Source organism: Myxococcus qinghaiensis, from assembly GCF_024198215.1.
GTDB classification, from domain to species: domain Bacteria; phylum Myxococcota; class Myxococcia; order Myxococcales; family Myxococcaceae; genus Myxococcus; species Myxococcus qinghaiensis.
Map to the genome: position 1 here is coordinate 234,192 of NZ_JAKCFA010000001.1, position 16,514 is coordinate 250,705.

General features: G+C 68.5%; 16 protein-coding genes and 1 tRNA gene. 9 read left to right on the top strand and 8 right to left on the bottom strand.

All coding sequences use genetic code 11. The annotated features are described in order from the left end of the window. The first annotated feature begins 17 nt into the window (after window positions 1-17). From tpiA to LZ199_RS00980, 3 genes are all read left to right on the top strand, one after another. Window positions 18-791 carry a triose-phosphate isomerase gene (tpiA, locus tag LZ199_RS00970; protein WP_253991732.1) on the top strand — a complete coding sequence of 258 codons (774 nt, stop codon included), beginning with the start codon at window positions 18-20 and terminating at the stop codon, window positions 789-791. Between the two features lie 93 nt (window positions 792-884). Continuing rightward, a complete protein-coding gene (secG, locus tag LZ199_RS00975; protein ID WP_163865788.1) occupies window positions 885-1,310 on the top strand; it encodes a preprotein translocase subunit SecG in 426 nt (141 codons plus the stop codon). 87 nt (window positions 1,311-1,397) lie between these two features. Beyond that, window positions 1,398-1,479 (top strand) — tRNA-Leu (locus tag LZ199_RS00980). A 67-nt stretch (window positions 1,480-1,546) separates the two neighbouring features. Here the strand turns inward: LZ199_RS00980 and LZ199_RS00985 are convergent. Then, window positions 1,547-2,161, bottom strand: a complete 615-nt coding sequence (locus LZ199_RS00985; protein WP_253991733.1) for a hypothetical protein — start codon at window positions 2,159-2,161, stop codon at window positions 1,547-1,549. Window positions 2,162-2,724: 563 nt separating this feature from the next. Between LZ199_RS00985 and LZ199_RS00990 the strand changes: the two genes are divergently transcribed. The 3 genes from LZ199_RS00990 (at window position 2,725) to LZ199_RS01000 (ending at window position 4,998) form a co-directional block, all read left to right on the top strand. Continuing rightward, window positions 2,725-3,393 (top strand): DUF6585 family protein, encoded by a 669-nt coding sequence (locus tag LZ199_RS00990; RefSeq protein WP_253991734.1) that lies wholly within the window; start codon window positions 2,725-2,727, stop codon window positions 3,391-3,393. A gap of 33 nt (window positions 3,394-3,426) precedes the next feature. Further along, the gene (locus LZ199_RS00995) at window positions 3,427-3,906 is read left to right on the top strand and encodes a hypothetical protein (RefSeq protein WP_253991735.1); all 480 of its coding nucleotides are present in this window, start codon (window positions 3,427-3,429) and stop codon (window positions 3,904-3,906) included. A gap of 294 nt (window positions 3,907-4,200) precedes the next feature. After that, window positions 4,201-4,998 (top strand): DUF429 domain-containing protein, encoded by a 798-nt coding sequence (locus tag LZ199_RS01000; protein ID WP_253991736.1) that lies wholly within the window; start codon window positions 4,201-4,203, stop codon window positions 4,996-4,998. 30 nt (window positions 4,999-5,028) lie between these two features. Here the strand turns inward: LZ199_RS01000 and LZ199_RS01005 are convergent, their stop codons facing one another. Next, window positions 5,029-6,852 carry an FG-GAP-like repeat-containing protein gene (locus tag LZ199_RS01005; protein ID WP_253991737.1) on the bottom strand — a complete coding sequence of 608 codons (1,824 nt, stop codon included), beginning with the start codon at window positions 6,850-6,852 and terminating at the stop codon, window positions 5,029-5,031. Window positions 6,853-7,018: 166 nt separating this feature from the next. Between LZ199_RS01005 and LZ199_RS01010 the strand changes: the two genes are divergently transcribed. The 3 genes from LZ199_RS01010 to LZ199_RS01020 are packed head-to-tail and all read left to right on the top strand — an operon-like array spanning window position 7,019 to window position 10,482. Next, window positions 7,019-7,642: a TetR/AcrR family transcriptional regulator gene (locus LZ199_RS01010; RefSeq protein ID WP_253991738.1), complete on the top strand. Its 624-nt coding sequence runs from the start codon at window positions 7,019-7,021 to the stop codon at window positions 7,640-7,642. Window positions 7,643-7,647: 5 nt separating this feature from the next. Beyond that, the gene (locus LZ199_RS01015) at window positions 7,648-9,246 is read left to right on the top strand and encodes a DHA2 family efflux MFS transporter permease subunit (protein WP_253991739.1); all 1,599 of its coding nucleotides are present in this window, start codon (window positions 7,648-7,650) and stop codon (window positions 9,244-9,246) included. A 3-nt stretch (window positions 9,247-9,249) separates the two neighbouring features. Further along, on the top strand, window positions 9,250-10,482 hold the full coding sequence (locus tag LZ199_RS01020) for an HlyD family secretion protein (protein WP_253991740.1): 1,233 nt from the start codon (window positions 9,250-9,252) through the stop codon (window positions 10,480-10,482). A 10-nt stretch (window positions 10,483-10,492) separates the two neighbouring features. On the opposite strand, the gene LZ199_RS01025 is transcribed toward LZ199_RS01020, so the two are convergent. The 6 genes from LZ199_RS01025 to LZ199_RS01050 all read right to left on the bottom strand — a co-directional run bounded on the left by LZ199_RS01025 (window position 10,493) and on the right by LZ199_RS01050 (window position 16,513). Continuing rightward, on the bottom strand, window positions 10,493-12,268 hold the full coding sequence (locus tag LZ199_RS01025) for a serine/threonine-protein kinase (protein ID WP_253991741.1): 1,776 nt from the start codon (window positions 12,266-12,268) through the stop codon (window positions 10,493-10,495). A 185-nt stretch (window positions 12,269-12,453) separates the two neighbouring features. Beyond that, window positions 12,454-12,897: an excinuclease ATPase subunit gene (locus LZ199_RS01030; RefSeq protein ID WP_253991742.1), complete on the bottom strand. Its 444-nt coding sequence runs from the start codon at window positions 12,895-12,897 to the stop codon at window positions 12,454-12,456. A gap of 11 nt (window positions 12,898-12,908) precedes the next feature. After that, a complete protein-coding gene (locus LZ199_RS01035) occupies window positions 12,909-14,147 on the bottom strand; it encodes a beta-ketoacyl-ACP synthase (RefSeq protein ID WP_253991743.1) in 1,239 nt (412 codons plus the stop codon). Next, window positions 14,144-14,875 carry a 3-oxoacyl-ACP reductase FabG gene (gene fabG, locus LZ199_RS01040; RefSeq protein ID WP_253991744.1) on the bottom strand — a complete coding sequence of 244 codons (732 nt, stop codon included), beginning with the start codon at window positions 14,873-14,875 and terminating at the stop codon, window positions 14,144-14,146. The genes LZ199_RS01035 and fabG overlap by 4 nt, the downstream gene beginning before the upstream one ends. Next, window positions 14,868-15,332: a hotdog family protein gene (locus LZ199_RS01045; RefSeq protein ID WP_253991745.1), complete on the bottom strand. Its 465-nt coding sequence runs from the start codon at window positions 15,330-15,332 to the stop codon at window positions 14,868-14,870. The genes fabG and LZ199_RS01045 overlap by 8 nt, the downstream gene beginning before the upstream one ends. Beyond that, window positions 15,332-16,513 (bottom strand): beta-ketoacyl-ACP synthase, encoded by a 1,182-nt coding sequence (locus LZ199_RS01050; protein ID WP_253991746.1) that lies wholly within the window; start codon window positions 16,511-16,513, stop codon window positions 15,332-15,334. Before LZ199_RS01050 ends, LZ199_RS01045 begins: the two co-directional genes overlap by 1 nt. Window position 16,514 lies beyond the last annotated feature (1 nt).

Below are 16,514 nucleotides of genomic sequence, written 5' to 3' on the forward strand. Positions count from 1 at the left end.
CTCTGGGGGAGACATTCATGGCCGTCTCGGCTCGTCGTCGGAAGATCGTCGCCGGCAACTGGAAGATGAACAAGACGGTGCCGGAGGCGCTGGCACTGGTGCGCGAGCTGCGGGGAACCGTGGCTTCCGTCGGAGATGTGGTGGAGGTGGTGGTGGCGCCGACGTTCCTGGCGCTGCAGCCGCTGCACGTCGCCCTGGAAGGGGCGCCGCTGCAGCTCGCCGCGCAGAACTGCCACTGGGAGGCGTCCGGCGCCTTCACCGGTGAGGTGTCCGCGCCGATGCTGGCGGAGCTGGGGTGTGCGTACGTCATCGTGGGGCACTCGGAGCGCCGTCAGCTCTTCGGTGAGACGGACGAGTCGGTGAACAAGAAGGCCAAGGCCGTCCTGGCGGCGGGCATGAAGCCCATCCTCTGCGTGGGCGAGACGCTGGCCGAGCGCGAGGCGAACCAGACGTTGGCCGTCGTGGATCGTCAGGTCCGTGGGGCGCTTGCGGGCTTCGAGGCGAAGGACGTGGCGACCTTCGTGCTGGCGTACGAGCCGGTGTGGGCGATTGGCACGGGGCGCAACGCGACGTCGGCGCAGGCGCAGGAGGTCCACGCGGCGATCCGCGGGCTCGTCGGCCGGCTGTACGACGAGGAGACGGCCGGGCGGGTGCGGATCCAGTACGGTGGGAGCGTCAAGCCGGACAACGCCGCGGAATTGCTGGGGCAACCGGACATCGACGGGGCGCTCGTCGGTGGGGCGAGCCTCAAGGCGGGCGATTTCGCGGCCATCATCAAGGCGGCCACCTAGAGTAGGCTCACTGGCGGGCGGAAGAAGTTGTCACCCATTCGGCAGTTTGTGTAGGGTGCGCCTCCTTTTCACGGAACGTTCGAAAGACCTCTCATGCTGACCTTCGTCACGATCGTGCACGTCCTCGTTTGCGTGTTCATGATCTTCGTCATCCTGCTGCAGCCGGGTAAGGACGCTGGCATGGGCTCGGCCCTCGGCGGCGGCGCGGCCACGAGCGCCTTTGGCGGCCGTGGTGCCGTGACGTTCCTGAGCAAGCTCACGGGCGTCTGCGCCGCGATGTTCTTCTTCACCTCGCTCGGCCTGTCCTTCGTGGGGCTTCGCTCCTCGGTGGCGGCGGGTGGCTCGGTGGCCGCGCCTCCTCCGGCGGCTTCGGCTCCGGCGACTCCGGGCGCGGCGGCTCCGGCGGGCGAGCAGTCGGCGCCTGGCGCGGTCGAGCAGCCTCGTGGTGAGGCTCCTGCGGCTCCGGCGGAGGGCCAGTCGGCCCCTGCTCAGCCGGCGGCGCCGACTCCGGCTCCGTAGGAGCCCGTCGAATAAATCTGGAGCACGCAGCGGTTAGAAACTCGTTGCGTGATCCGGTGCGGTCCTGTAGATGGTCCGCGCAGAAACGCCCAGGTGGTGGAACTGGTAGACACACCATCTTGAGGGGGTGGCGCCGAAAGGTGTGCGGGTTCGAATCCCGCCCTGGGCACTCCGATAGAAGCCTCCGAATCGAAAGATTCGGGGGCTTTTGTCGTTTCGGGGCCAGGCCCCGCGCCTCAGGGCATCCAGCGCGCGTGGATCCGGCCGTTGGCCACTTCGACCACCATCCAATCATCCGCGAAGGCGGCGGAGCAGTCGCACTGCACGCTCTTCAGGTGCTCCCGAACCAACCGGAGCTTGAAGCCGCGCGGCGTCTTCAAGATGGCGATGACGCGCTCCTTCGACTGCCCGAGCTGCTGCTTCACGTCGAGCACCTTGCCCGTCGCCGCATCGATGAGGGCCGCGCCCACCCATTCGTATCCGGGGCGGCCGTCCCGGGTGAAGAATGCCAGCGCGCGGTGGTCATCCACAGCGAAGACGGAGACGCCACCGCCGCCGGCGGCCTTCGCTCCGGCGAGCCGGCAGACGGACTTCCCATCCGCGACGTTCGAGATGGCGCCGTACCAGGCCTTCTCCAGCGGCAGCTCGCTCCTGCCTCGTGAGGTCTCCAGGAAGCCCGTCATGTCGTCCTCGGTGCATTCGCCCGAGGCCGAGTCGAAGCCCAGCGAGAACACGTGCGCTCCAACCTGGCACTCCCACCGGGAGTCGCAGTCGGCAACCTCCGGCTCAGCGGCCTCACTCGGGAGTGCACCGCAGCACAGCATCAGCGCCACCCAACCACCTCTCGCCATGGAAGCCTCCGTGAAGGCTCCCGTGGAGCCGCGCGGTCACCAGCGTCGTGGACCGCGTCGTGGAGGGCAAGGGTGGAGGCGTTTCAAAGCCCCTCGGAAATGGGCGGGATGCGCGCACTCGCGGTGTCCGCGGAAGGGGCTTGTGGGCCGCACTACCGCAGGGGCTTGTCATCCCAGACATGAAAGCAAGCGCTCCCTGCGCCTGGGGCCGGCAGGCGAGTTCCATGAATCACTCACACCGCGAAACAAGGCGAGACTGACAGCGCGGGACTTCGTGAGGGCCCACCTGGAGTGCTCTCATTGGATGAGAGGCCGGGATTGTTTCACGCGTGCTCTCCGCCTGATTTCCTTCCTGTTGCCAGGGAATGCCTGACTTCGAGTCTCAGAATGCTTGCTCGTGTGTTTGGTGGTCGAAAAGGAGACTGTCTTTGTCTATAGAGTGGTGAACGAACATTCATTCACCGAGACGTGCGGCCCTCGGTGAGCCCATCCGGCCCGTTGGGAGCTGTCCCCTGAAGCGCGTACACACCCTGGTCTTCCCCACACCGGCCGTCTACTGGCTCGTGGTGGGGTTCATCCTCATCTACGTGGTGATGGCGGCGGTGCTCGCGCCCCTGTCCATCCACCTGCTCCCGCTGTCGATGGTTCACGGGCTGCTGCGGAGCTACTTCGGGTTCTTCATCCTCCTGCTGGGCATCCCCTGCGGCATCTACGTCATCGGGTGGCGCGCCAGTGACTTGTTCGTCTGGCTGCGCGCCCCTGAGTCGCTGACCGTGGACTCGCTGCGGCTCACGTCCGGTGACACGACGCTGGCGTGGCGGGACGTGGGCGGCATCGTCCGCCAGCACAATGATGATCGCCTCGTGCTTCGCCACGCCGGTGGCAAGTACCGGCTGCGGCTCAACCTGTGGAGCGACTCGGACGAGCTCGAGGCCGAGGTGACGGACCGTGTCGTCGACGCGCTGCTGGACAAGGTGCGCCGCCAGGTCGCCGCGGGTCGGTCCGTGGACTTCGGTCCCCTGACGCTCAGCTCCGAGGGGCTGACGCACAAGAAGCAGCTCATCCGCTGGGCTGACATCGAGAGCATCCGCTTCCAGGACGGGCACGACCAGGGCGTTTCGACTCGCGAGCTGATCATCACGGCGAACGGCAGGTTCCGGAAGATCGACGAGGAGAAGATCGTCAACGCCCCCGTGCTCCTGGCCTACCTGACGGACCGTCTCGCGCAGTGACTTTTTCCCCCAACCCCCAACAGGCATCACCTCATGGAAATCTATAGCTCTGCCAGGACGAAGGCGAAGTCGGAACAGCCGCACGCGTTCTACTACTCGCGCACGAAGCTCATCGTGGGCGCTGTCATCTGGACGCTGTCCACGGCCTTCTTCGGCTCGCTCACCTACCGCTCCATCGGGGAGACGGGCGTCATGGCCTTCTGCGGCTTCATCACCGCGACGTCCATCTGGATGATCTTCAACTGCCTCAAGCCGCTGGGAAGCCTGGACACGCCCGTGCTGACCATCGGCCGGGACGGCATCCTCTTCCCGGATGGCGTGCTGATTGCCTGGGACGACATGAAGGAGAACACCTACGTCGACCAGTCGTACATGGGCATCCCCATCGGCAAGTCGGTGGTGGTGAAGACCACGCTGAAGAAGCCCAAGGCCAAGCAGCTGCGCGTCGCCGCCGTCCAGATGACGAGCGACGAGTATCTGGCCACGTGTGACCGCTACAGCCAGGCGGCGTGACCCACCGCGGAGCCGCTCCCTCGTCGGGTCCTGATGGGCTCGGCGCGGGAGCTCTCCTTCAGGTGTCGCGAAAGTCGCTGTGACGATGAAGGGCGGCGTTGAAGTCTGCTCCCTGCGCGAGGGCGCCCGATGACGGGCCCGCGATAGACTGGAGCGGCTTCCGAACGCCAATTCGGGGGCAGTCGGAGATGCCACCGCGCGCCATGATGGCGATGTTCGCTGGCCATCCACTCCAGTCCCGCCAGGCCGGGCTCGAACAGGACGCGCGTGCCCATACGACGGAGTTCCTCCCGGATGTGGCTGCCCCAGCAGGGGCGGGTGGTAGGCGTGGACTGGAGCGGTGCGGTCCAGGCGCACCGGAAGGTCTGGGCTGCGATCCTGGTCTTCGAGCGAGGCCAGGGCCGCCTCCAGCTTCTCCAGCGGCCCTTCACGTCGCGAGGGGCGCAGTCGGTATCGGACGGCCTGGGCCCGTGGCTGGCGGCCCAGGATGCCGATGTGGCCGGACTCGACTTCTGTTTCAGCCTCGAAGCCGGCCAACTGACCTCGCTGGGGCTCCCCTCGACGGGGCCGCGAGAGCTTGGACAGGCCATCGGCGCGAGGTTCGCCTCGGCGGAGGCGTTCAAGGTCGCCGTCGGGCCGGAGAATAAGCGCGTCACGGATGCGCGGTGCGCCGCTCCGTTCGCCCCGACCAACCTGCGCATGTACAAACAGACCTATTGGGGCCTGCGTGCGCTCGGCACCTGTCGAGGCTCCTTTCCTCCCTGGAGCACGAGCCCCGGGCCCGCGGTGGTGGAGGTCCTCCCCGCCGAGGTTGTCCGTTGGCTCGGCCTGCCCAAGACCTACAAGGGCCGTGACTTCGAGCAACGCCGACGAGAAATCCTCCGGCGCGTCCGCGAGTCCACGGAACTGCGCATCCCCGACAGCGACCTGCTCACGATGGTCTCCGACGCGGACGGAGATGCGCTCGATGCCCTGCTGGCCGCACTGTCGGCCGCGTCGGCGTGGGCCTCGGGTTTCACCGGTGCCCCTCCCACGGCAGCGAGCTCGGGGGAGGGGTGGATCTACTCCGTGAGAGCGCAGCCCGAACCGTAGCGAGACTGCGCTCCAGACCGGGCCACCGGCTCAGTACGTCCCGATGTCGTAGACAGTCGACAGCCAGTTGCCGCAATTCCAACCAGTCCCCGTGGACAGACACACCGGGTAGCGCGCCCAGGAACGGTGGACCTGGACGACGTCGGTGCGTCCATCACCATTCACATCCGCCGCCATGAACCGCTGCTCGGAGGACCCCGAGTTGTAGATGGTCGCCGGCGAGTTGCTGCAGCTCCAGCCCGAGCCCGTGGAGTAGCACGTGGGGATGCTCCCCCAGCCACGGTAGGTCTGGATGATGTCCGTGCGCCCGTCCCCGTTGAAGTCGCCCGTCAGCATCTGCTGCTCATGCGAGCCCGAGTTGTAGAACGTGCCCGACGGGATGTTGCAGGACCAGGTCGCCGAGGCCAGGCCGTAGCACAGCGGCATGGCATTCCATCCGCGATAGGACTGGAGGATGTCGTCCCGCCCGTCGCCGTTGAAGTCGCCGGTGAGGAAGTCCTGCTCGGCATTGCCCGCGTCGTACATGGCGACGCTGGGGTTGCTGCAGGACCAGGCCGTGCCCGTCGACAGACATATGGGCTGCGTCAACCAGCGGCGATACGCCTGCGCGATGTCATCCCGTCCATCGCCATTGAAGTCCCCCGACAGGTAGCGCACCTCGGGAGAGTCCGTCGTGCGGAGGACGGCCGACGGGTTGTTGCAGGACCATCCGGTGCCAGTGGAGCGACACACGGGCAGCATCGACGAGTCGTGGTATGCCTGCGCGATATCCGTCTTCCCGTCACCGCTGAAGTCGCCGGTGATGAAGCGCTGGCTGCCCGTTCCCCAGTTGTAGATGTCCGCATAGGGATTGGCGCAGGACCAGGCCCCCACGCCCGTGGAGTAACAAACGGGGTAGCTGGCCCAGAAGCGATAGGTCTGCACCAGGTCCGTGCGCCCGTCGCCGTTGAAGTCACCCGTGACATACCGCTGCTCCGGAGAGCCCCAATTATAGACAGTCGAGGAAGGGTTGGTGCACGACCAGCCACTGCCCGTCGAGCGGCACATGGGAATCGAACCCCAGCCCCGATACGTCTGGAGGATGTCCGCGCGGAAGTCGGAGTCCACCTTCGCCACGTGGAACTGCTGGTCGGCCCCGCGAGGCTGCCCGTAGAACTGCCGCACGCCCTGGATGTCCGTGGTGCTGAGCTGCCCGCCGTTGTTCCAGGTCGGGTTGCAGTAGTTCATCACCGACATCAAGTCCCACGCGCCCACGTGGGTGTCCCCATCACTTCCCTGGGACGGCGTGGTGCAGGTGGACGGTGTGTCCCCCCGGTTGTGCTCATGCGCGAAGCCCAGGGCGTGGCCGAACTCGTGGACACCGATGACTCGGATGCAGTGCTCACGCTGCGCGGGGCTGGAGGCACAGGACTGGCTCCAGTTGGCGAAGGTGAAATTGAGCACCATGCCCTCTTCCTCGTCCTCGATGTTGGTGCCCAGGCCCTCCGTGTGGGGTCCCTCGTCGCTGATGGTGATGCGGATGTCCGCGGAGCTGGGGCAGGCGCCCCAACCGGAGAACACCAGGTTGCTCTCCTTCTCCCAGGTGTCGCGGATGGAGGTGCGCACCCACTCCTTCTCGGTGGCGAAGCCCGGCGTGTCCCAGCACACCGTCAGGTTGGGGCGCCCCCAGACCTCGTCCGAGTCGACATAGAGCGACTGCTCCGTCGTGCCGATGGCCACGAGGGACGCGTCGGTGGTCGGGGTGGGCTCCAGTGGCGCGCCACATGCGACCAACACTCCCGTGCCCATGGTGAGGAGGAGCCCCCGGGCTCCGGTGAGCCCGATGTTTCGGTGCCTTGATGTCTCGATGAACATGACTTTCCCTTGGCGGACGCGAGGCGCCATCCAGAGGGACAGGGCCCCGCGCAGGAATCGAACGCGAGACTCCGGGAATCTTCGCGCCCGCCCGGTTGCCCACGGCCTCGTGCTTCCGAGGGGGAGTTGACTCCGGAGGGTAGAAGGTGAAGGCTCCGTTCAGAAAATGAATCGGGATTCAAAATCTGAAGCTCCCGTCAAAAAGCTCCGCTCCCGACTGCGCGAGGCCACCGCCGACGCCATCCTGGTGGCGGCGGCCGATGTGTTCGCCCAAGAGGGCGTGCACGCCGCGAAGATGGAGTCCATCGCGGAGCAGGCGGGCGTGTCGGTGGGGACGCTCTACAACCACTTCAAGGACCGGGCGGCGCTCCTGGAGGCGCTGCGTGCGAAGCGTCGCCAGGTGCTGCTCACCCGGCTGGATGCCGCGCTGGCTCCCGTGAAGGAGCAGCCCGCACCCGTGCGACTCAAGGCCTTCGTCACGGCCATCTTCGCCCACGTGGCGGAGCGCGATGCCTTCGTGCGGTTGTTGGTGCAGCTCCCCGAGGACCCGGCCCACAGCCAGAACAAGAGCCAGGTCCTGGCCGAGCTGAACCGACGGCTGGAGGTCATCATCGACCAGGGCATCCGGGCCAAGGAGCTTCGCGCGGAGGGGCGAGCGTTCTACCCCAGCCTCCTCATGGGCCTGGTCCGCGGCGCGTTGGACCGCCTGCGCGAGGAAGGACATCCCCATTCGCCGGCCGCCTGGGGGGAGGAGATCTCCCGCGTCTTCCTGAAGGGAATCGAGGTCTAGACGCCATGGCACGGACTCCCGGAGCTCCGCCGAACAAGTGGCTCGTCACGCTATCGGTCACGTTCGGCACGCTGATGGGGGCCATCGACGCGTCCATCGTCAACGTGGCCCTGCCGCAGATTCGTGGCGCGGTGGGCGCCACCGTGCAGGAAATCACCTGGGCCAGCACGGGCTTCGTCATCGCCACGGTGATGGTGATGCCCCTCACGGGCTTCCTGGGCCGCCTGTTCGGCCAGAAGCGCGTCTACCTGTCCTGCCTGGTCCTCTTCGTCGCGGGCTCGTTCCTGTGTGGCCTCGCGTGGAACCTGCCGACGCTGGTGCTCTTCCGCTTCATCCAGGGACTGGGCGCCGGGGCGCTCCAGCCCACCGAGCAGGCCATCCTCCGGCAGACCTTCTCGCCCAAGGAGCAGGGCACGGCGATGGCCATCTTCGCGATGGCGGTCATGGTGGGCCCGGCCATCGGCCCGACGCTCGGCGGCGTCATCGTCGACAACTGGCACTGGTCCTGGATCTTCTTCATCAACGTGCCCGTGGGAATCCTGGGCTTCTTCATGGTCTCCCGCTTCGTCCAGGAGGACGAACAGCTGCGCGCCTCCGCCCGGATGGAAGCCGAGCGCCAGCGCAAGCACATGGACTGGGCCGGCATCACCCTGTTGTGCATGGGGCTGGCCCTGCTCCAGTACTTCCTGGAGGAAGGGCAGGCGGACGACTGGTTCGAATCTCCCGTCATCGTCGCCTGTGCGCTGATGGCCGCCACCTGTCTGGTGGCCTTCGTCATCCGCGAGCTGACCGCCGAGGCGCCCGCGGTGAATCTGCGCCTGTTCAAGGACCCGGTGTTCGCGTCGGGGACGCTGCTCAATGCGCTCGTGTTCGCCGTCCTCATGGCCAGCATGTTCCTCCTGCCGGTGTTCATGCAGGAGCTGCTCGGCTTCACGGCCACGCAGTCGGGGCTCGCGCTGATACCTCGCACGCTGGTGATGATGTTGATGATGCCCATTGTCGGGCGGCTGTACGGCAAGGTGCCGTCGCGGCTGCTGGTGGGCCTGGGCATCGTGTTCGCGGGCTTCGGTGCGTTCGAGATGAGCCACTTCTCCCTCGTCACGGGCTCGGAGCACATCGTCCGCGCCATCATGTTGCAGGGCGTGGGCTTCAGCCTGATGTTCGTGCCGCTCAGCGCGACGGCGCTCGCGAACATTCCCCGCGAGCGCATGGCGGATGCCACGGGGCTCAACTCGCTCTTGCGCCAGATTGGCGGCTCCATGGGGCTGGCCATCTTCACCACGCTGCTGTCGCGCTACTCGGTGCAAGCCAAGGCGTCCATCGCGGCGCACCTGAACCCGGAGCGACTGGAGGTCGCTGGCCGCATCGCCGCGACGGAGCAGGGGTTGATGCGGCGCGGCCTTGACCAGGCTGGCGCGCACCTCGCGAGTCTCCAGATGCTGGCGGGCTCCGCGACGCGCCAGGCGACGGTGCTCGCCTTCGACAAGCTGTTCGTCCTCGCGGCGCTGATGTTCGTGGTGGTGCTGCCGCTCGTCTATTTCCTCAAGGCCGCTCCCAGCGGCGGGGGCTCCCACGAGAAGCCCCACCTCGACCTGGAGGTCTGAACCATGTCCTCGACAACTCCTGCTCCCCAGCTCGTTTCGCAGCCCCCTTCAGCGCCCGCCGCTTCGCCCCAGCCGAAGCGAGGCAGGCGGGGCTTCTATCTCCTCGGCGCCGGAGTCGCCGTCATCCTGCTCGCCATCGGTGGCTTCAAGCTGATGACAGTGGGGGAGGAGTCCACCGATGACGCGCAGGTGGAGGCGGACGTCGTGCCGCTGGCCTCTCGCGCCTCGGGCCCGGTGGTGAAGGTGGGCGTGAGCGACAACGCGATGGTGCACCAGGGAGATGTGCTCCTCCAGATAGACCCTCGCCCCTACGAGGCCCGGGTGAAGCAGGCGGAGGCGGAGCTGGAGTCCGCGCGCGCCCAGGCCGCGGCGGCGGATGCACAGGCGGCCGTGGCGACGGCGGGGGCGAAGGGCGGCCTCTCCTCGGCCAGGGCGCAGGTGAGCTCCAGCAACGCGGCGGTGAGTGGCGCGCAGGCGCAGGTGGCCTCCGCTCGCGCGGCGCTGGCGCGGGCCGAGGCGCAGGCCCGGAAGGCGACGTTGGACCTGGAGCGGGCGCGGAGCCTGCGTGAGCAGAACGTGGTGGCGCAGAGCACGCTCGATGACGCGCAGACGGGGCATGACACCGCGCAGGCCGCGCTGGAAGGGGCTCGCGCCCAGCTCCTCATGGCCGAGGAGAGCCGGCGCACCGCGGAGAGCAAGGTCGAAGAAGCGCGAGGTCAGCTCGACGTGAGCGCGCCCATCGACGAGAAGATCGCCGCGGCCCATGCGAACGCGTCACTGGCACATGCCCGGGTGAAGGGCGCGGAGGCGGCGCTGGAGCAGGCCCGGCTCCAACTGGAGGACACGCGACTGGTGGCGCCAGCGGATGGTCAGGTGTCCAAGCTGACGGTGCACTCGGGCCAGCTCCTGTCGCCAGGGCAGGCGGTGGCGGAGCTGGTGCCGCTCACCACGTACATCGTGGCCAACTTCAAGGAGACGCAGGTGGGCCACATGCGACCGGGCCAGCGCGTGGACGTGGCGGTGGACGCCTACTCGGGTGAGACGCTGGAGGGACAGGTGGAGAGCCTCTCCGGCGGAACCGGCTCTCGCTTCTCGTTGCTGCCTCCCGACAATGCCTCGGGCAACTTCGTGAAGGTGGTTCAGCGCGTGCCCGTGCGCATCACCTGGGTGCATCCTCCGCAGGGGCTCGCCCTGCGTGTCGGCCTGTCCGCCGACGTCACGGTGCATACGCGGTAGCGACAGTGCCTCAGCGAGGGCTCCGGAGGCGTCGAGTGGCCTCTTCCTCGGGGGGCTCCTCCTTCTTCGCGACGAGCTGGGTGGGCGCCAGCTCGGCGGGCACGGACGCGGGAGCGCGAGACAAGAGCGCCTGGACCTCTTCGGGCGCGGGGTCGCTCATCTCGGACAGCTCGCGCTCATGGGACCAGCGCTCGGGGAAGGTCTCTCGCAGCCAGCTCCCGAGGTCGACGGTGGGCAGCGCCTGTCGCACGGGCAGCAGGGCCTGCTCCAGCTCCCTCGCGTCCGAGAAGCGTCGCGCGGGCGTCAGGTGCAACGCCTTCTCCACGATTCCACGGAGCATCCGATTCACGGCGGGCGCGTCCGGGCCCTCCCACTGCGCCCGCTGCTGCAAGCTCAGTCCGACGCCAGGGAGGTCTCCCCAGAGCAGCTCATGGAGGACACAGCCGAGCGCGTAGATGTCACCCGACGTCGTCGCCTCCGCGCCCGCCCTGCGCTCCGGCGGCATGTACGCGAGCTTGCCGATGACGTCTCCGTCCTGGGTGAGTCGACTCACGGAGGGCAGGGACGCCGTCGAGCGCGCGGCCAGGTGCTCCTGCGGACTGCCCACCCCGTGAGCGATTCCGAAGTCGACGACCTTCACCACCCCGTCGAACGTCACCACCAGGTTGTCCGCGCTGATGTCGCGGTGGATGACGCCTCGCTCGTGCGCGTACGCGAGCCCCTTCAGGGACTGCAGGCAGATTTCCACCACGACCTCGAGCGGCACCTCGCCCCCGCGCCGCACCAGCCGCGCGAGCTTCAGCGCGTTCACCCCGCTCAGGTACTCCATGACGATGAACCACGCGCCGTCCACCTGTCCCAGGTCATGCACGGACACGATGTTGGGGTGATGCAGCCGCGCCGCCGTGCGCGCCTCGCCGATGAAGCGGTGGAGCCGGACGGCCGGGTCCTCGCTGTCCTCATCGACCATCCGCTTGAGCACCACCAGCCGGTTGAACCCGGCGCGGCCCGTGCGCACCGCCAGCCAGACCTCGCCCATGCCCCCGCGTCCCAGGCGCGCGAGCCGGCGGTAGCGGTGGATGCCCGTGCCCAGGTCCGCGCCCCTCAAGGAGCGCGCGGTGAGGATGGCGAGCGAGGTGGACGCCAGCAGCAGGAACGGCAGCCCCACGAGCGCGAACAGCGGCGGCCCCTTCATCCACCCGGCATCCACCGCCAGCTCACGCCCCAGGATGCCCAGCGCGAGCAGGGCGGCCACGAGCACCGCCGCCGCCATGGCTCCCCGGCGCTTCAGCGTCCTCGCCGCCTCCAGGGCCCAGGTGCCACCCACCATCACCGCCAGCAGCCAGAACATCGGCAGCCCCAGGCCCATCGTCGCGCGCGCCAGCTCCTCGGCCGTCATCCTCGGCCCCGACGTCGCCAGCACCGAGCCGAGCACGTCCGCCACGCGCATCGCTCCAAAGGCCACCGCCACGCCCAGCAGCACCCGCCGCGTGCGCGTCAGCGGCACGTCCAGCAAGGCCCAGAGGACTCGCAAGAGCGTATAGGGCAGGGGAATGGAGCACAGCGCGCCGAGCAACAGCCACGGACGCGTGTCCACGAACATCCAGCCGACCTCGTGGTGCGTGGCCCCCGTGGACAGGCTGAGCGCGGCGAAGCTCAGGAAGCTCGTCGCGAGCCACAACTGCACGCGCTGGGAGCGCACCGCGGCCCAGGTCGCGAAATGCACCAGCGCGAGCACGAAGAAAGCCCCCGCGAGCGCCAGATGCAGCATCGTGTAAGGCGTCACGGGTCAAACCCTAACCCAGACACCGGACTGCTCGCGAATTGCAGCCTATCCAAGATGACAGGACTGATTGCGAGGCGCGTCAGGACTTGTCGCTTGGAGCCTGGGGCCCTGGGTAGGGCGTGCCCCAGTGGACCGGGGATGACGCGAGGGGGGCCCCGCGTCATCGACCCGGCGACGGCCTCTGGCTACTTCTTGCCCGCGACCTTCGCGTAGGTGCCCTTGAGCGCCACTCCGATGGCGAAGGTGCCGGCATGGCACTCGATCTCCTTCGCGTTCTGCAGCTCGTTCTTCTTGTAATAGCTGACGATGTTGACGACGGCGTTGGCGCCGCGCTTCTGGGCGCCTTCCTGCAGCGAAATCAGCGCGGACAGGACGGCCCACTTGCAGCCCTCCTCGTCGGACTTGCCCACGCCGTTGGTCTTCTTGTTGGTGACGTCCTCGCCCAGCTCCTTGGTGACTTCGGGCGTCTTCGCGCCGGCCAGGTAGAACTTCACCGTGCCGTCCAGCTTCTGCTCGGCCTGCGGCATCGCCAGCACGTCGGCGAGCCGAACCATCGTCACGGTGTCACGCGCCAGCGCGGGGCTGGAGGCGGTGAGGGCGAGCAGCGACAGCAGCATTGCCTTCTTCATGGGTTTCTCCGTCACTGCCACCGGCGGAAGATCAACGACGTGTTGATGCCGCCGAAGGCGAAGTTATTGGTCATGACGACCTCGGTCTGGATTCTTCGACCATCTCCCGTCAGATAGTCCAGCGGAGCGCAGCGCGGGTCCACCGAGGCCGCGTCCAGGTGCAGCGTCGGGGCGAACCAGCCCGAGCGCATCATCTCGATGGTCATCCACGCCTCCAGCGCCCCACAGGCTCCCAGGGTGTGGCCCATGTAGCTCTTGAGCGAGGAGATGGGCATCCGCTCCCCGAAGACTGCCTGCGTCGCCGTGGTCTCCGCGACGTCGCCCGTGTCGGTGGCCGTGCCGTGGGCATTCACGTACTCCACCACGCCCGGCTCCAGGCCCGCGTCCTCCAGCGACAGCCGCATGGCCTGCGCCATGGTCTCCGCATGCGGCTGGGTGATGTGGCGCCCGTCGCTGTTCGTGCCGTAGCCCACCAGCTCCGCGTAGATGCGCGCGCCTCGGGCCCGGGCGTGCTCCAACTCCTCCAGCACCAGCGTGCAGGCGCCCTCGCCCAGCACCAGGCCATCGCGCTGCGCGTGGAAGGGACGGGGCGTCAGCTGGGGGGACGCGTTGTTCTTCGTGCTGGTGGCGAACAGGGTGTCGAACACCGCGGCGCCGGTGGCATCCAGCTCCTCCGCGCCACCGGCGAGCATCGCCACCTGCCGGCCCATCTTGATGGCCTCGTACGCGTAGCCGATGCCCTGGCTCCCGGACGTGCACGCGCTCGACGTGGTGATGATGCGGCCCGTGAGGCCGAAGAAGACGCCGATGTTGACGGCGGCGGTATGGGACATGGACCGCACGTAGGACGTCGCGGTGATGCCCTCGGTGCTCTTGGCCACCAGCATCCGGCCGAAGTCGCCGATGCTCGGCGGCGAGCCCGTGGACGAGCCGTAGGACACGCCCATCTTCCCGCTCGACAGCAGCGGGTCTCCCAGAAGCCCCGCATCCACGAGCGCCAGCTCACTGGCCCGCGTGGCCAGGAGCGCCACCCGGCCCATGCCCCGCATCGTCTTGCGCGAGTAGGTCTGCGGCGGCAGCTCGAAGGGCGCGGCGGGGGCTCCCACCTGCGTGTTCAAGCCCTCGTACTGCTTCCAGTCCTCGATGACCTGCACCGCGTTGCGCAGCGACTTCAGCCGCGCCTCCACCTGCGGCCAGTCGTGGCCCAGGGGGCTGAGGGCTCCAAATCCCGTGACGACGACACGCCTCATCCGAACAACCCTCCGTTCACGGAGATGACCTGGCGCGTGACATAGGCCGCGTCCTCGCTCATCAGGTAGCTCACCGCCGCGGCGACCTCCTCCGGCTTGCCCAGGCGCTTGGCGGGAATCAGCTTCAGCGCCTCCTCGACGATGTGCGGCTCCACCATCTCCGTGTCAATCAAGCCGGGCGCCACGCAATTCACGGTGATGCCCCGGCTCGCCAGCTCCACCGCCAGCGCCTTCGTCGCCCCGATGATGCCCGCCTTCGCCGCGCTGTAGTTCACCTGGCCCCGGTTGCCGGTGAGCCCGGAGACGGAGGACAGCGTGACGATGCGCCCCGGCTTGCGCCGGCGGACCATCGGCATGGAGAGGGGGTTGAGCACGTTGTAGAAGGCGTCCAGGTTGGTGTGGATGACCGCGTCCCAGTCCTCGGGAGGCATGGCGGGGAACGCGTTGTCCCGGGCGATGCCCGCGTTGCACACCACGCCGTAGTAGCAGCCGTGCGCTTCGATATCGGCGAGCAGCGCCTTCTCCGTCTCCGCGCGGTCCGCCACGTCGAAGCGCAGCAGGCGGGCGGTCCGGCCCAGCTCGCGGACCTGGGCGGCCACGGCCTCGGCCTCCTCGACCTTCGCGCGGCAGTGCACCACGACATCGAACCCGTCGCGCGCCAGCCGCAGCGCCACGGCGCGGCCGATGCCTCGGCTGGAGCCCGTCACCAGTACCGTCTTCTCACTCATCCGTGCCCACCTTCGTCACGTCCATCGAGGCCGGGGGCTGGAACACCGTCAGCGCGGCCGTGGCCACCGTCTCGCCTCCAATCCCGAGCGTACAGTCGAACTGGCTCATCCCATTGTCCGTCCAGAACTGCCGGCGGACCTCGATGCGCAGGTGCTCGCCCACCTTGAACGAGGGGCGGCTGCACTCATACTTCCGCGTGCCCAGGAGGAAGCCCATGCGCTGCGCCTCCCCCTGCAGCCGCTGCCGCCAGCCCGCGTAGGCGGCGATGGCCTGGGCCATGAACTCGATGCCCACCCAGCCGCCCACCGCGCCGGCCTCCTGGAACAGGCAGTCCTCGCGCAGCGTCACCTCGGCCACCAGGCTCTCCTCGTCGCCCTCCACCGCGCGGTCGATGAGGCGCATGCGGTCCGCATGGGGGACAATCTCAGAGATGTCGAAGGCAATGGGCGTGCGCATCAGGCCCTTCCCAGGATGAGGGCGGCGTTGCTGCCGCCGAAGGCGAACGAGTTGCTCAGGACATAGCGCGGCGGGCGCCCCAGCGCCTCACCTGGCTTCACCAACGACAGCGCGGGCAGGGCGGGGTCCGCCTCGCCATCCCACCAGTGCGGAGGCAGGCGCCCGTAGGCGTCGTCCGTGAGGGTCAGCCAGCACAGCGCGGCCTCCAGCGCCCCCGCCGCGCCGAGCGTGTGGCCCGTGAGCGGCTTGGTGGAGCTGCACGGGACGTTGCCCCCGAGCAGCGCGCTCACCGCCCGGCTCTCCATGGCGTCGTTCTGCTGCGTCGCGGTGCCGTGCAGGTTGACGTAGCCCACGTCGGCCGGGGTGATGCCCGCGCGCTCCAAGGCCGTGCGCATGGCGATGAGCGCGCCCCGGCCTCCAGGCTCCGGCGCGGAGAGGTGGTGCGCGTCCGAGGACTCGCCCCAGCCCGCGAGCCGCACCGGCCCCGGCTCGCGCGTCATCAGGAACAGCGCCGCGCCCTCGCCGATGTTGATGCCCCGGCGATGGACGCTCATCGGGTTGCAGCGCGCATCGCTCACCGAGTCGAGCGACGTGAAGCCGGCAATCGTGAAGCGGCACAGCGCGTCCGCGCCGCCGGTGATGACGGCGTCCGCGGCGCCCGAGCGCAAGAGCCGCGCGGCGGTGGCCAGGGCCTTGGCGCTGGACGAGCACGCGGTGGAGATGACGAACGAGGGGCCCTGCACGCCCAGCACGTGGTTGAGCGCCAGGGCGGGGGAGCCCAGCTCCTGTTGCCGGACATCGAAGCGCGGGGGGAACTGGCCCGTCGCCGCGCGGGCGACGATGGCGGCCTCGCTCTCTCCGATTCCGGAGGTGCTGGTGCCCAGGACGACGGCCACGCGCTCCGGGCCATACCGTTGCAGGGCGTCGTCCACGGCGGGACGCACCTGGGCGAGCGCGGTGAGCAGCAGCGCGTTGTTCCGGCTGCGCAGCGGCACCGGCAGCTCGTCCAAGGGGGCGAGCGGCTTGGTGACGTAGCCCACGTGGAGCGGGCGGTCCGCGAAGTCGAAGCGCTCGGACACGCCCGTGGGCCTGTCGCCGAAGAGGGCGGTGGCCACCTCGAGCAGGCCCTGTCCCAGGGCGCACACCAGACCGAGCTGATTCAGGAAGACCTGCGGAATCATG